General features: G+C 65.5%; 9 protein-coding genes and 1 pseudogene. 2 read left to right on the plus strand and 8 right to left on the minus strand.

All coding sequences use genetic code 11. From position 1 onward, the window contains the following. Positions 1-100: 100 nt before the first annotated feature. Positions 101-3,228, plus strand: a pseudogene (locus OC537_RS09670) (efflux RND transporter permease subunit). Between the two features lie 44 nt (positions 3,229-3,272). Continuing rightward, entirely contained in the window at positions 3,273-3,635 is a 363-nt protein-coding gene (locus tag OC537_RS09675) for a copper-binding protein (protein ID WP_262110902.1), read from the plus strand. Positions 3,636-3,704: 69 nt separating this feature from the next. Here the strand turns inward: OC537_RS09675 and OC537_RS09680 are convergent, their stop codons facing one another. The 8 genes from OC537_RS09680 to OC537_RS09715 form a co-directional block, all read right to left on the minus strand. Continuing rightward, complete coding sequence (locus tag OC537_RS09680) at positions 3,705-5,399, minus strand: pyridoxal phosphate-dependent decarboxylase family protein (protein ID WP_262110903.1); 1,695 nt, start codon at positions 5,397-5,399, stop codon at positions 3,705-3,707. A gap of 173 nt (positions 5,400-5,572) precedes the next feature. Continuing rightward, the gene (locus OC537_RS09685) at positions 5,573-6,589 is read right to left on the minus strand and encodes a lipoate--protein ligase A (protein ID WP_262111067.1); all 1,017 of its coding nucleotides are present in this window, start codon (positions 6,587-6,589) and stop codon (positions 5,573-5,575) included. Positions 6,590-6,762: 173 nt separating this feature from the next. After that, the gene (locus tag OC537_RS09690; protein ID WP_262110904.1) at positions 6,763-7,962 is read right to left on the minus strand and encodes an ABC transporter permease; all 1,200 of its coding nucleotides are present in this window, start codon (positions 7,960-7,962) and stop codon (positions 6,763-6,765) included. A 90-nt stretch (positions 7,963-8,052) separates the two neighbouring features. Then, complete coding sequence (locus tag OC537_RS09695; protein WP_262110905.1) at positions 8,053-9,261, minus strand: ABC transporter permease; 1,209 nt, start codon at positions 9,259-9,261, stop codon at positions 8,053-8,055. Next, the gene (locus tag OC537_RS09700) at positions 9,262-9,951 is read right to left on the minus strand and encodes an ABC transporter ATP-binding protein (RefSeq protein WP_262110906.1); all 690 of its coding nucleotides are present in this window, start codon (positions 9,949-9,951) and stop codon (positions 9,262-9,264) included. It abuts the gene before it with no gap. Continuing rightward, positions 9,944-11,083: an efflux RND transporter periplasmic adaptor subunit gene (locus tag OC537_RS09705; protein ID WP_262110907.1), complete on the minus strand. Its 1,140-nt coding sequence runs from the start codon at positions 11,081-11,083 to the stop codon at positions 9,944-9,946. The genes OC537_RS09700 and OC537_RS09705 overlap by 8 nt, the downstream gene beginning before the upstream one ends. A gap of 82 nt (positions 11,084-11,165) precedes the next feature. Further along, positions 11,166-14,327, minus strand: coding sequence for an efflux RND transporter permease subunit (locus OC537_RS09710; RefSeq protein ID WP_262110908.1), 3,162 nt, complete (start codon positions 14,325-14,327; stop codon positions 11,166-11,168). After that, a complete protein-coding gene (locus OC537_RS09715) occupies positions 14,320-15,354 on the minus strand; it encodes an efflux RND transporter periplasmic adaptor subunit (RefSeq protein ID WP_262111069.1) in 1,035 nt (344 codons plus the stop codon). Before OC537_RS09715 ends, OC537_RS09710 begins: the two co-directional genes overlap by 8 nt. Positions 15,355-15,378: the final 24 nt, after the last annotated feature.

The raw sequence follows: 15,378 nt of genomic DNA on the forward strand, positions 1-15,378 counted from the left end.
TATGAGAAAGGAGCCAGATCATGATCCCTTCGATCTCTTGCCGCTTTACTAGCAACCATGTCCTGCCGTTCACTCCACGCCAAGAGGGAGGAGCAAGATCATGATCCCCTCGATTATTCGCTGGTCAGTGGGTAACCGCTTTCTGGTGCTGCTGTTGACCGTCATGCTCACCGCCTGGGGGCTCTGGTCGGTCAAGCAGACCCCGGTGGACGCCTTGCCGGATCTCTCCGACGTGCAGGTGATCATCAAGACGGCCTACCCGGGGCAGGCGCCCCAGGTGGTGGAGGATCAGGTCACCTACCCGCTCACCACCGCCATGCTGGCGGTGCCGGGGGCGACCACAGTGCGCGGCTACTCCTTCTTCGGTGACTCCTTCGTCTACGTGCTGTTTGACGACAGCACGGATCTCTATTGGGCCCGCGCCCGGGTACTGGAGTATTTAAGTCAGGTGGCCCCGAGTCTCCCCGCCTCCGCCCGCCCCCAGCTCGGCCCCGATGCCACCGGGGTGGGTTGGGTCTATCAGTACGCCCTGGTGGACAGAACCGGCAAGCATGACTTGAGCGAGCTCACCTCCCTGCAGAACTGGTTCCTCAAGTACGAGTTGCAGACGGTAGAGGGGGTCTCCGAAGTTGCCACAGTCGGCGGCATGGTGCGCCAGTATCAGGTACGGGTCGATCCGGACAAGCTGCGTGCCTACGGCATCCCGCTCTCCCTGATCGAGACCGCCATCCAGCAGGGCAACCAGGAGACAGGCGCCTCCGTCATCGAGATGGCGGAAGCGGAGTACATGGTGCGCTCGAATGGCTATCTGAAAAGCGTCGAGGATCTGAAGCAGATCCCGCTCGGCACCACGGTGCGCGGTGCCCCCCTGCTGCTCGGCGATGTGGCGGATGTGGTCACCGGCCCCCAGATGCGGCGCGGCATCGCCGAGCTCAACGGCGAGGGGGAAGTGGTGGGCGGCATCATAGTGATGCGCTACGGCGAGAATGCCCAACATACCATAGACGGGGTCAAGGCACGGCTGGCGGAGCTGAAGAGCAGCCTGCCGGAAGGAGTAGAGATCGTCACCGTCTATGATCGCTCCGACCTTATCCAGCGCGCCATCGACAACCTCTCCGGCAAGCTGCTGGAGGAGTTCGCCGTGGTGGTGCTGGTCTGCCTCGCCTTCCTGTTCCACCTGCGCTCGTCACTGGTGGTGGTCATTACCCTGCCCATCGCCATTCTGGTGGCCTTTATCGTGATGCACCTGCAGGGGATCAACGCCAACATCATGTCGCTCGGGGGCATCGCCATCGCCATCGGCGCCATGGTGGATGGTGCCATAGTGATGATCGAGAACGTCCACAAACACATGGAGCGGGAGGCGCTCACCGACAAGAACCGCTGGCGCATCATCACCGAGGCGAGCATAGAGGTGGGGCCCGCCATCTTCTTCTCCCTGCTGATCATCACAATGAGCTTTTTGCCGGTGTTTGCGCTGGAGGCGCAGGAGGGGCGGATGTTCCACCCGCTCGCCTACACCAAGACCTACGCCATGGCCGCCGCCGCCGCGCTCGCCATCACGCTGGTGCCGGTGATCATGGGGTACTTTATCCGTGGCAAGGTGCTGGCCGAGCAGGCCAATCCCCTCAACCGCGGCTTGAGCCAGGCCTATATTCCGCTGCTAGGTGCCGTGCTGGCGCGCCCGAAAACCACCCTGATGGTGGCCGCCGTGGTCACTGTGGCGGGCTTCTGGCCGCTCAAGTACCTGGGCTCGGAGTTCATACCGCCGCTCGACGAGGGGGACATCATGTACATGCCCACCACAGCAGCCAACATCTCGGTGGGCAAGGCGCGGGAGATCTTGCAGCAGACCGACAAGCTGATCCGCACCCTGCCCGAGGTGCAGAACGTGTTCGGCAAGGCGGGGCGAGCCGAATCGGCCACAGACCCTGCGGATCTGGTGATGATGGAGACCAGCATCCAGCTGAAACCCCGGGATCAGTGGCGCCCCGGCATGACCCCGGAGAAGCTCAAAGAAGAGCTCGACTCCCTCATCCGCTTCCCCGGCCTCACCAACGCCTGGGTACCCCCCATCAAGACCCGCATCGACATGCTGGCCACCGGCATCAAGACCCCGGTCGGCATCAAGATCGCGGGGCCCGATCTCAAGGTGATCCAGCAGCTTGGCCAGCAGCTGGAGCAGATCGTCGGCAAGGTGGAAGGCGCCGCTTCGGTCTACGCCGAGCGGGTGGCGGGCGGTCGCTACGTCAAGGTGGATATCGACCGGCTGAAAGCGGCCCGCTACGGCCTCAACATCGCCGACGTGCAGGCGGTGCTCGCCACCGCAGTGGGCGGCATGGAGGTGGGGCAGACCATAGAGGGGCGCGAGCGCTACCCCATCAACCTGCGCTATCCCCAGAGCTACCGGGACTCGGTGGCCAGCCTCGAGCTGCTGCCGGTGGTGACTCCGAGCGGCGCGCGCATCGCCCTGGCGGACGTGGCCCGGGTCTACATCAGCGACGAAGCTCCCATGCTGCGCAGCGAGAACGCCCGCCTGAACGGCTGGGTCTACGTCGATATTCGCGGCCGCGACATCGGCTCCTTTGTGGCAGAGGCCAAGGCCGAGGTGGACAAGCAGCTGGTGCTGCCGGCGGGTTACGCCCTCACCTGGTCCGGTCAGTACGAATACATGGAGCGGGCCAAGGCGCGTCTCGCCTACGTGGTGCCATTGACCGTCGCCATCATAGTGCTGCTGCTCTATCTGGCGTTTCGCCGCTTCCAGGAGGTGCTGCTCATTCTCACCACACTGCCGCTGGCGGTGGTGGGCGGGATCTGGACCCTCTGGCTGCTCGACTTCAACCTCTCGGTGGCGGTGGGGTGGGCTTTATCGCCCTGGCCGGGGTGGCGGTGGAGACAGGTGTCTTGATGCTGGTCTACCTCAACCACGCCTGGGATGACCTGGTCGCGAGCGGCAAGCCGGACAAGGCGGGCCTGCACCAGGCAGTCATTCACGGCGCCGCCCTGCGCCTGCGCCCCAAGATGATGACTGTGGTGACCATCATAGCCGGCCTCTTGCCCATCATGTGGAGCCAGGGCACCGGCTCCGAGGTGATGCAGCGCATCGCCGCCCCCATGATAGGCGGCATGGTGAGTGCACTGGTGCTGACCCTGCTGGTGCTGCCCGCCGCCTACTACCTGTGGCGCAGCCGAAGCCTTGGCAAGGCCGAAACCCGGCAAGCCGACTGACCCGCATTCACCACCGACTTTGAATAAACAACGAGGAAAAGATCATGAACTACAAGACGCTGACCCTGACCCTGCTGATGGGCCTTGCCACCCACACCGGCCTGCAGGCCGAGGAGATGATGAATCATGATGGCCATGACATGAACCAGATGGGGCAAATGGAAGGCATGAACGAGATGGGCGAGATGGCGATGACCAAGGGGGTCATCAGCCGTATCGACGAGGCCAACGGCAAGGTGGGGATCAAGCACGAGGCCATCGCCAACCTCAAGATGCCCCCCATGACAATGGTGTTCCTGCTGGCGGATCCGGCCCAGCTTCAGGGGCTGAAAGTGGGGGATGCGGTGCGCTTTCACGCCGAGAACCCAGCGGGCAAGCTGACGGTGACGGCCATCCAGAAGCAGTAACGGCTCACCACCACAATAAAAACGGCGGGCACCATGCCCGCCGTTTTTTATCTGCTCTCTCGGCCGGAGTCAGCCGCGAATATGGTCGATAAAGGCGTCGATCTGCTCCCGGGTGCAGGCGGGGTTCATAAAGACCGCCTTCTCCCCTGCGATATAGGAGTACTTGCCGCGGGCGTCGTACTCCGAGTGGGCCACCGCCTCCACCCAGTTGGTGTAGAGTCCCACCTTGCCGCGCTGCTTGAACAGGTTGCGGTGGTATTCGGTGTTGCGGGCCAGCCGCGCCTTGTAGGCCGCATCCGGGCTGCGGGCCAGCTCGAAGGCGAACTCGGCTTCCGGATCCTGCACCCACTCGGGGTTGTAGATCTTGAAGCCCACGCTCGGCCCCTGATTCTCCTGGGCCACCAGCTTGACGTTGCCGAGCTGGCTCAGACGGAAGCGGAAGTAGTTCGCATTTTGCAGGCAGTGGGCCAGCACGGTGCGATAGCCCTCGACCCCCAGGTAGTTGAGGGCCGCGTAGGCGCCGAACAGGCCGCTCGCCCCCCGGGAGCACTCTATGGTGGACTGCAGGTGGGTCTGGCCCTGGATGTCCCGCTCGAAGTAGGAGAAGTTCTCCGGATCGTTCTCCATCGCCTTGAGATCCTCCTGCTCCTTGATCATCACCAGGCTGGAGGTGTAGGGCACATAGCCCCACTTCTGGAAGTCGACAGTAAAGGAGTCGGCGTATTTGAGCTCGGCGAAGCGGGCCACGTTGCGCTCTATCCCCGCCAGGGTGGCGCCGTTGATGGCCAGCGGGTTGGCGGCAAAATCGTAGTCGAGGAAGAAGATCATCGACCAGCCGATGGCGGCATCCACGTGGATGTGGGGCTTGACCGCCACCTCGAACCGCTCGCACAGCCTGTCCCGCAGCTCCACCACAGGTTTGACCTGGTCTACCCCGAAGGTGTCCGTGGTCCCCATGGTGAGCATGATGGTGGGCACCACGTGTTTCAGGGCGAAGCAGGCGGTCAGGGTGCGCTCGAGATCCAGCAGATCGATGTCGTTGTTCTCGCCGACCTGGATGCGGATGGTCTTGTGCTCTATGTCCACCCCGAGCAGGGAGAGGTTGGTGATGTTGGAGTAGTGGCCGCCCTGGGAGTTGATGATGCGGTAATCCTGATAGTGGCCGAGCCCCTTGTGCTTGGCCTCGGGCAGGCTCTTGCGGATACCGAGCAGGTAGCCGTAGAGGTTACAGAAGGTCCCCCCCTGGGTGAAGATGCCGGTGGCGCGGGCCGGATCGTAGCCCGCCAGCAGCGCTATCTGGCGCACCACCTTTTTTTCGAGCTCCTCGGCCACCCCGGCATACTCGGAGTAGACCAGGTTGGGGTTGGCCAGGATGCCGAGCTGGGCGCCGTAGATGGCGGGATCCGCCGACATTGTGATGACGTTCTCGACGCTGGAGGGGTTCTCCCAGTCTTTCGACAGGGCGCCGGCGAACAGCAGCTCCGTCATGGGCTCCCCCGGGGTGCGCATCTGTGCGGGCACCGGCATGGTCTCGCAGAGATCGGCGAGACGGGCGTGGCCATCTGGCCAGGCGTTCAGGCGCGCATCCGGGGCTAGCCCCCTTGCGCGAAACTCGTTGAGGGTGGCAAAGCCGGGCTCACGAAACACCGGCCAGAGATCGGGATTGCGGGAGAAGAAGTTGGCTTTGACGGTGGCGAAACGGGCGGAGAACTCGGGGTGGACGGCGTTGACGCCGTCATCTTTCAGATAGACAAGATCGCTCATGATAAGACCATTAGTACTGCAAATGTGCCCCGGTTATACCCCCGGGGCGGCGCAGGAGACAGCGACAATAACTAATGGCCTGCCCTACTTTTTATCATGACCACGGCAGTCGGGGGCTGGCGGCACCCTGGCGCCGGAGCCCGTGCTCCGTTTCGTGATCCGGGTCATGCCTCTTAGCGCAGGGCCGTCACCAGCCAGGCCTCCAGCTCCGCCAGCTCATGGGCCCTGGCCGGGAAATCCCCCATCAGCGAGTGCAGCAGCGCCGCCATCGCCTCAGGCTTGTAGGGCGCCCCCACCAACCGCTCTGCCAGGGCATCCAGGGGCGCCGGATCCAGGCTGTCGCTGAAGATCTGCGCCCGTCCTATCACCCCCTTATCCACGTCGACATGCAGCTCCACCCCGCCCCAGCCGAAACGCTCGTCCAGCTGATGGCTGAAGGCCGGGGCATGGCCGAAGTTCCACTCCCAGCTGCGTTGGCGGGCGAAGGTCTCGGCGAAGCCGGGCAGGTCCGGCATTTGCTCGGGGGAGATATGCTCGGGCGCTACCCGCTCACCGTAGTAGTGGAAGAAGGCCTCGATGAGGGCGTCATTCACCTGCTGATGATCTATCCCCGGCAGCAGTTCGCAGAGGTTGGCCACCCGGCTGCGCACCGAGGAGATCCCCTTGGCCGCCAGCTTCTTGGGATCGGGGTTGAGGTAGTTCGCGAGTCGACCGAGGTCTGCGTCCAGCAGCAGGGTGCCGTGGTGAAAGCCGCGATCCTGGGTCTCCCGGTAGGCCGAGCCCGACACCTTGCGATCCCCGTCCGCCGTGGCCACCAGCAGATCGTTGCGCCCCGAGGCAAAGGCCGCTATCCCCAGCCGCCTGAGGGCATCCAGCACTATGGCGGTGGAGACGCTCTTGTCATAACCGGGCTTGCCCGCCATGAAGGTGAAGCAGCTGTTGCCGAGATCGTGAAACACGGCCCCGCCCCCGCTGCTGCGCCGCGCCAGGGTCACGCCGTCCTCTTCCATGCGGCGGGTGTTGCACTCCTTCCACGGATTCTGCGCCCGGCCTATCACCACCGTATTGGCGTTGCGCCACAGGAAGAGCACCCGCTGGGCGGGATCCATCTGGCGGAAGATGCACTCCTCCACCGCCAGGTTGAACAGGGGGTCGTGGGAGTCGGAGACGAGCAGGCGTAAGGGAGACATGGGAGGAGACATAGGGGGACCTCATTGGAAAAGGGGGAGATTACCATAACACCCTGCACCCGGGGCGTCGTCCCCTGACATCTGACCCCTGACCGCCTGCCACAGCGGCGGCGCAAAGAGACGCACCAGCGGGCAGCCACTACTTCGTGCTGTTCGCGGCGCACGGCGCTCGCCTAGTCACCCCGCAGGGCGACCACGGGGTCCAGGCGCACCGCCCGCAGGGCGGGGGCGACCCCGGCCAGCAGACCGACCAGGGCGCTGCACCCCAGGGCCAGCAAGAGATAGAGAGGATGGAGGCTGAGCGGCAAGCCGGCCGCCAGCAGCGCGAACAACAGCTTGAGCCCGCCGAGCAGGGCCAGCCCCATGGCTCCCCCCAGCAGTGCCAGCACCACGGCCTCCAGCAGGAACAGCAATAGAATGCGCCGCCGTGGGCAACCCAGCGCCATCAGCAGGCCCACCTCGGGGATCCGCTCCTGCTGGGCGATGCTCATGATGCTGAAGATGCCGACCGCCCCGATCAGCAGCGAGATGATCCCCAGCCCACCGACCGCCAGCTTGATGATGGAGAGTATCTTGTCGAGGCTCGCCAGCATGTCCTGCTGGGAGGTGAGGGTAAAATCCTCGGCGCCGTGGCGAGCGATCAGCACCCGCCGGATCTGGGCGGTGATCTCGGCCTCCGACCGCCCGGCGCCATAGATGACGTCTATCTCCTGCAGCCCCTCCTTGTTGAACAGCGCCTGGGCGTGGGCGGCGGGCAGATAGATCATGTCGTCCAGATCGAAGCCGAGAAATTGCCCCTTGGGGGCCAGCACCCCGGCCACCCGAAAGCGACGATCCCCGGCCCGCAGCAAGCTCCCCGGCGCATCGCCGCCGGGGAACAGCTCAGCCGCCACCTTGGCGCCCAGCACCGCATAGGCGCGGGGCATGGCACTGTCATCTGCGGGCAGAAAACGCCCCTGCACCAGGGTGAGGCGCCAGCCGGAGAGCGCCGCCGAGCCTGTGCCCAGAATGGCGGTGCTGCGGGTCAGCCCGCGGCTGCGCACCTCCCCCTGCCCCTGCACCACAGGGAGCGCCGCTTCGACGCCCTGCAATCTGGCGAGGGCATCGGCATCCTCCAGCAGCAGGGGACGGCTGCTGGAGAGGATGCCGGGCGGGCCGCCGGCGGTCTCGGTCTTGCCCGGGGTCACGGCGATCAGCCGGGTACCGAACTGGGAGAAACTGTCGAGCAGATAGAGCCTGAGCCCCTCGCCTATGCCGGTGAGCAGGGTCACAGAGGCGATTCCGATGGCGATGCCGAGCGCCGACAACAGGCTGCGACTGCGCCCTGCCAGCAAGGCACGCCAAAGCCAGAACAGCAGATCAGCGAGGCGCATCGGCCACCACGCCATTGTCCGCTACGTTGGCCAGTGACTCGCCACTGCCGCACCACAAGGTTGTCTTGCGCCCCATCAGATTCATCAGCCTCAGCTCCATTGTCCGCTGCGCAGACTGGTGACCGGATCCTGCCGTGCCGCCCGGGAGGCGGGCAGCCAGCTGAAGAAGAGCCCGGTCAGCAGGGCCGCCGGTATGGTGCAGAGGGTCGCGAGCCAGGGCACGGCCACCGGGAAGCCGGGCCAGATCAGCGCGGCGAGGGCCACCAGGGCATAGCCCAGCAGGGTGCCGATGAAGGCGCCACCGCCGCTCAGCAGCAGCGCCTCCCACAAAAACAGCTGGCGGATCTGGCGACTGTCGGCCCCCAACGCCTTGAGCAGGCCGATCTCTCCGGTGCGCTGGCGGGTGCTGATGAGCGCCAGATTCATCATCATGATGCCGGAAACCAGCAGGCTGATGGCACCAATGCCGGCAACCGCCAGGGTGAGGGTGGCCAGAATGGTGGAGAAGGTGGCCAGCATGGCGTCGCGCCTTACCAGAGTCACATCGAGCACCCCGTGACGCGCCTGCATCAGTTGCTCCAGCCGCTGCACCAACTGGGGCACCGCCTGCCCTCCCAGCGGCTGGATCAGCAGACGAAACAGCCCCTCGGTATTGAACAGCCCCATGGCGCTGCCCACCGGGATCAGCGCCGCCTCGGCCATGTCCATCCCCAGATTGCTGCTCTGGCTGGTGAAGACCCCCACCACCCGAAAGCGGCGATTGTCAAAGCGCAGCCACTGGCCGAGGGGATCGGCCTGACCGAACAGCTCACGGGCCGCCACTTCCCCGAGCAGGGCCACCGGCCTGTCCTCCCCGGCGTCCCCCGGCAACCAGCGGCCGGAGAGCAACTCAAGTCCGTGGGTATGCCGCAACCCGTTGCTGCTGCCAAGCAACATGGTCTGACGCACCCGGGCCCCCTGCTTGGCCTCGGCAAAGCCCATCACCAGCGGCACCAGCCTGAGCTGGGGTAGATGCTGGCCCAGGTAGTGCATGTCATCCAGGGTGATCTCCCTCAGGCTGTTGCCGGTCACCGGCGGCAGCCCGCCTGTGGTCTCCTTGCGACCCGGAAACATCACCAGCAGATCCTTGCCAAGGGAGCTGAACTGCTCGGCCACATAGCGCCTCGCCCCCTCCCCCAGCGCGGTGAGCAGCAGCACGGACGTGACGCTCAGACTCACCGCCATGATCAATACCAGTGCCCGCGTGCGCTGGCGCAATAGCGCCACGGCGGCGAAGCGGAGGGCATCGGGGCGCCGCATTCAGCCCCCACCGCTGTCGCTGCTGATGCGGCCGTCATCCATCGAGATCCGCCTGCCCGCCCGCTCGCCGAGGCGGGGATCGTGGGTCACCACCATCAGGGTGATCCCCTGCTCCCGGTTGAGCCCCTCGAGCAGGGTGATCACCTCTTCCCCGGAGCGGGAGTCGAGATTGCCGGTGGGCTCGTCCGCCAGGATGAGGCGCGGCGCCATGGCCATGGCCCGGGCTATGGCCACCCGCTGGCGCTGACCACCGGAGAGCTCGGCGGGCCTGTGGTCGGCCCTGTTGTCCAGCCCCAGATCCTCCAGCAGACGCTGGCTGCGGCGATGGCGCTCGGCGGGGAGGACGCCGCACAGCATCAGCGGCAGCTCGACGTTTTCCCGGGCGGTGAGGCGAGCGATAAGGTGAAACGACTGGAACACGAAACCGATGCGATGGCCGCGCAGCTGGGCCAGCGCCGACTCTGACAGGGTGGCAATGTCCTGGCCCCCCAGCCAGTATTGCCCCTCGTCTGGCCTGTCCAGCAGCCCCAGCACGTTGAGCAGGGTCGATTTTCCTGAGCCCGAGGGGCCCATCACCGCCAGATACTCCCCCTCGGCGACCCGAAGAGAAACGTGTTCGAGGGCCGCCACCTCAGTGCCCCCCAAGGTGAATCGGCGGCTGACGGCATCCAGGCGAATGAGATCACTCATCTGCCGGCTCCGTGGCGGCGCTGAAGGGCCCCTCCCCGACTATCTGGCCGGGCTGGGCCGCCAGCCGGTCACCGGCGGCGAGCCCCTCTGCCACCTCAATCCAGTTCCAGTTCTCCACTCCCCAGCGGGGCAGTACCCGCACCAGCTTATCCCCCTCCAGCCGCAGCACGCTGCCATCGTCGGCCCGGCTGCTGGCCGCCACCCGCAGCACATCGGTGGCGCGGGTCACCTCCACCTCGAGATCGGCGCTGTAGCCGATAAGCAGGGGCACGTCGCCGGGCGGGGCTGTGAGTACCGCCTCCACCTCCACGGTGCGGGCCTGTTTCTCCAGCTCCTTCACATAGGGGGCGATGCGGGTGACGGTGGCGGCAAAGTCGCGCCCGGGCATGGCGTCGAGCAAGACCCGGGCAGACTGGCCCACCTTGAGGCGGGCGGCATCCACTTCATCTATGGGGGCTGAGACATAGAGGCAGTTATCGTCGATGAGATCGATGACGGGGGGCATGGCCACTCCTGGGGGTGAGGGGGTCATGTATTCGCCAAGCTTGCTGTTGACCTCGGCCACCACGCCGGCAAAGGGGGCCTGCAGGCGGCGCTCGGCCAGGCGGGCCTCCACCTGGGCGACCAGCGCCTCGTCGACCCGCTCCTGCTGGCGGGAGGCACGGCAGATATAGCGGCGGGTATGGGCCAGGTTCTGGGCCTGCTCGGCCAGGGTGCGGGAGGTGAGGTTCTTGGCGAGCAGGGTGGCCAGCCGCTGGGCCTCCCGCTCGTAGTAGGTGGCCTCGCTGCAGCGCTCCTCGCGCTGGGTCTTGCCGAGGGCCTGCTGGGCGCGGGCGCGGCTGAGATCGGCCCGAATGTCCTCGCTCCAGAGGGTCAGCAGCAGATCCCCCCTGGCCACCCTGTCCCCGGCCTTGACGGCGATCTGCTCCACCACGCCGCCACCGGGCAGACTCAGCCCGGCCCGCTGGCACGACTTGATGGTGCCGGCCCGGGTGTTGACCAGGGTCACCAGCACATCCCCCCGCCCGACCGCCACCAGCTTGACTGGCGTCGCCTGCGGCCACCACCACAATGTCAGGGCCGCTAGCGCCACCCCGGCGCCCGCCGTCCACCACAGCCAGCCTCTCTTCATCGCGCATCCTTTCGCTATCGACCCCCGTCACGACTGACGGGAGAGCAGGGCATCATTTCGCCTTAGCTAGTGACTCCCGTCATCAGCGTCGGGAGAGCAGGGCGTAATAGAGCAAGGGTATCACCACCAGAGTGAGCAAGGTGGAGACCAGGATCCCGAAAATCAGGCTGATGGCCAGTCCGTTGAAGATGGGATCATCGAGGATGAACAGGGCACCTATCATGGCCGCCAGCGCCGTCAGCATGATGGGTTTGGCCCGCACCTGCGCCGCTTCGATCACCGCCTGCTCGAACGCTATTCCGGCGCTGCGCTGCTGCTCGATAAAGTCCACCAGCAGTATGCTGTTGCGCACTATGATCCCGGCCAGCGCTATCATCCCTATCATAGAGGTGGCGGTAAACTGGGCACCCAGCAGGGCGTGGCCCGGCATCACCCCGATAATGGTGAGCGGGATGGGCGCCATTATGATGAGCGGCACCAGATAGGAGCGGAACTGGGCCACCACCAGCAGGTAGATGAGGATCATCCCCACCCCGTAGGCCAGCCCCATGTCGCGGAAAGTCTCGTAGGTTACCTTCCACTCCCCGTCCCACAACAGCGCCACCTCCCCCAGCTTGTCAGGTTGCTGCACGTAATACTGGGGCAGCGCGATGTCGGCACCGGCGGCAAACATGCCGTAAAGCGGGCTGTCGGTATGGCCGCCCATGTCGGCCACCACCATCACCATGGGCCGCATGTTCTTGTGCATGAGGTAGCTGGGGGCCACCTCGTCTTTGCGACTCACCAGCTCGGATACCCGTATGAGCTGCCCGCTCTGGCTGCGCACCTTGAGGGCCAGCACGCCCGCCAGATCCCGCTTGTCGCCGGGAGCCAGTTCGATGCGCACTGGCACCGGATATTTGGCGCCGTTCCCCTGCAGCCAGCTGGCATCCTGATAGCCCACCCCGCCATTGAGGGTGTTCACCAGATCCCCGAGATCGACCCCGAGCAGGGCAGCCTTGCTGCGATCCACCACCAGCCGCCACTGGGGCTGCGGGTCGGTCAGATAGATATCCACGTCCACCAGATCCGCCGTGGCCACAAAACGGGCCTGTACGGCGCGAGCGGCCGCTTCGCGGGTGGCCTGAGTCGGGCCATAGATCTCGGCAACGATAGGTGACCAGACCGGCGGGCCGGGGGGTACTTCCACCACCTTGAGATTGCCCCCTGCCGCACTGGCGATGGCCTGCAGCGGCTCCCGAACCGACTGGGCAATCTGGTGACTGCTGCGATCCCGCTCATGCTTGTCCACCAGATTGACCTGAATATCCCCCACATTGGCGCCGCTGCGGATGAAGTAGTGGCGCACCAGGCCATTGAAGTTGATGGGGGCGGCGGTGCCGGCGTAGATCTGGTAATCCTTCACCTCCCCCACCTTGGCAAGCTCCCGCCCGACCGCCAGCAGGGTGCGCTCGGTCTGCTCCAGGGTCGCCCCCTCCGGCATGTCGAGCACCAGCTGGAATTCCGACTTGTTGTCAAAGGGGAGCATCTTGAGCACCACCCACTGCACCACCGGCATGGCGGCGGCCGCCCCGACCAGCAGCAACACTACCAGCCAGAGTTTGCGTCTGGCCCTCTTGGCGCCGTCACCGATCAGGAAAGGGGTCATCAGCCGGTGAAAGAGGCCTGCCTTGGCCTCGCCGTGGGCAGCATGCACCTCCCCCTTGAGCAAATGGCTCGCCAGCCAGGGTGAGAAGATAAAGGCCACCAGCAGGGAGATGAGCATCCCCATGCTGGCATTGATGGGAATGGGGCTCATGTAGGGGCCCATCAGCCCGCTGACAAAGGCCATCGGCAGCAGGGCCGCGATCACGGTCAGGGTCGCCAGTATGGTCGGCCCGCCCACCTCGTCCACCGCCCCCGGAATCAGATCCTTGAGCGCCCCCTTGCACAAACCGCGATGGCGGTGGATGTTCTCCACCACCACTATGGCGTCATCCACCAGAATGCCGATGGAGAAGATCAGCGCAAACAGCGACACCCGGTTGAGGGTAAAACCCCAGGCCCAGCTGGCAAAGAGGGTCAGCGCCAGGGTGATGACGATGGCCACCCCCACCACCAGCGCCTCGCGCCAGCCCATGCTCACCAGCACCAGCAGCACCACAGCCGTGGTGGCGAAAACCAGCTTGCCGATCAGGGTGTTGGATTTGGTCTCGGCGGTGACGCCGTAGTCCCGGGTCACCGTTACCTCGACCCCAGCCGGGATCAGCCGGTTCTGCAAACTCTCGACCCGCGCCTCCACCCGCTTGGCCACATCGACCGCGTTCTGGCCCGGCTGCTTGCCGATGGCCAGGGTCACCGCCGGATAACTGGCTTGCCCCTGCCCCATCCAGCTGCGCTTGGTCGGGGTCTCCTGACCCAAAGAGACCCTGGCCACATCGCCGAGATAGACAGGCCGGCCATCGTGCAGCCCCACCACCAGTTCTCGGATCTGCTGCTCGCTTTGCAGGAACTGCCCCACCTGCACCTTGATCTCACTGTTGTCCTGCTCGATGGCCTGTGTCGGGCCCACCTGATTGGCGGCCGCAAGGCGCTGGCTCAGCTCGCCCCAGCTGATGCCGTGGGCGCTCAGGGCCGCCGGATCCGGCATCACCCGCAACACGGCGCTCTGACCGCCGAGCGTGTAAATATCGCGGGTACCGGGAATGCGCTTGAGTTCGGTCTCCAGCTCATGGGCGACCCGGGTCAGCTCGGGTGCCCCCAGTTGCTTGCTCCCCTCTTTACTCCATAAGGTCAGACTGACGATGGGGACATCATCGATCCCCCGGGGTTTCACCAGCGGCTGACCGACTCCGATCCCCTGTGGCAGCCAGTCGCGGTTGGAGTCGAGCTGGTTGTTGAGATCGACGATGGCCTGCTCGCGGCTCACCCCCACCTTGAACACCACCACCAGCAGGGCGCCATCGGGCTGGGAGAAGGAGTAGAGGGTATCAATTCCCTTTATCTGGGAGACCACCTGCTCGGCAGGGGTGGTGACGAGGGACTCCACTTCAGCCGGGGTGGCCCCCGGGAAGGGGATATAGACATCGGCGAAGGTGACATCAATCTGCGGCTCCTCCTCCTTGGGGGTCACCAGCACCGCAAACAGACCGAGCAGCAGCCCCACCAGCGCCAGCAGCGGGGTGATGGCCGAGCCCTGAAACAGCGCAGCCAGCCGACCGGCAGGCCCCAGCCTCTCCCTGTTGCCGTTCAGCTCGCTACTCATGGGCCAGCTCCTGCTGCTGCGCCCAGGCATGGGGGGCCAGCTTGTCACCGGCTTGCAGACCGGCCAGGATCTCGCACTGTCCCTCGACGCAATGGCCGACCCGCACCGGCGTCAGGGCCCAGCCAGCGGGCTGCTGCAGATAGACGCCATTGAACTCCCCTTGCCGCAGCAGGGCGCGATCCGGCACCTGCAACACCTGACGCTCACCCTGTTTGAGCCGCACCTTGAGCCACATGCCGGGCAATACCCCGGCGGTTTGCGGCGGCAAGTCGAGACGCAACCTGAAGGCGTGGCTCTGGCTGTCGGCGTAGTTGAAGCGGGTCAGTTTAACCGGGGTAACGGTGTTGCCATCAGGTAGCAGCACCTGCACATCCGAAGGCTGACGAGCGAGCGTCAGGGCGGATTGGGGCAGCTCCACCTCCACCCTCAAGGTGTCGAGGGAGAAGCCCGACAGCAGCGGGGTGCCGGGGGCCACCGTCTCCCCCAGCTCCACCAGCCGTTTGGTCACCACTCCGGCGTAGGGGGCCAGAATGCGGGTATAACCGTAGGCCTCGCGGGCCTGGGTGAGGGCCGCCTCGGCCGCATTTACCTCGGCGCGGGCGGCGCGATCCGTCGCCTGGGCGTTGTCGAGCTGGGCGCGGGTGATCACCCCCTTGGCGATCAGCGCCTGAAAACGGGCGAGCTGGCGCTCGGCCTCCACCTGCTGGGCCTGCGCCCTGGCCAGCCGCGCCTGCGCCCCTGTGACGGCGGCAAACTGCTCTTTGCCGCTGATCTCGAGCAGCGGTTGCCCCGCCTGCACCTGATCGTTCACATCCACCAGCATGCGGGAGACCCGGCCGCTGGTCTGGGCCGCCACCGTCCCCTGATTGATGGCACTGACGGTGCCATCCAGCGTCAGCCAGTCGGTCACCGGCTGTGGCGCTACTGTCAACGGGGCCTGACTCTCCCCTTCTGCAGCCAGGGCGGATGTCATGGCCTGCGATGTCATCACCAACATGGTGATCCCCAGCAACCGGATCTTTTCCATCATCACTCTCCTTCCCTGGCGTAA

Source organism: Aeromonas sp. Marseille-Q5825, assembly GCF_946892685.1.
In the GTDB taxonomy this organism is placed as follows: domain Bacteria; phylum Pseudomonadota; class Gammaproteobacteria; order Enterobacterales; family Aeromonadaceae; genus Aeromonas; species Aeromonas rivipollensis.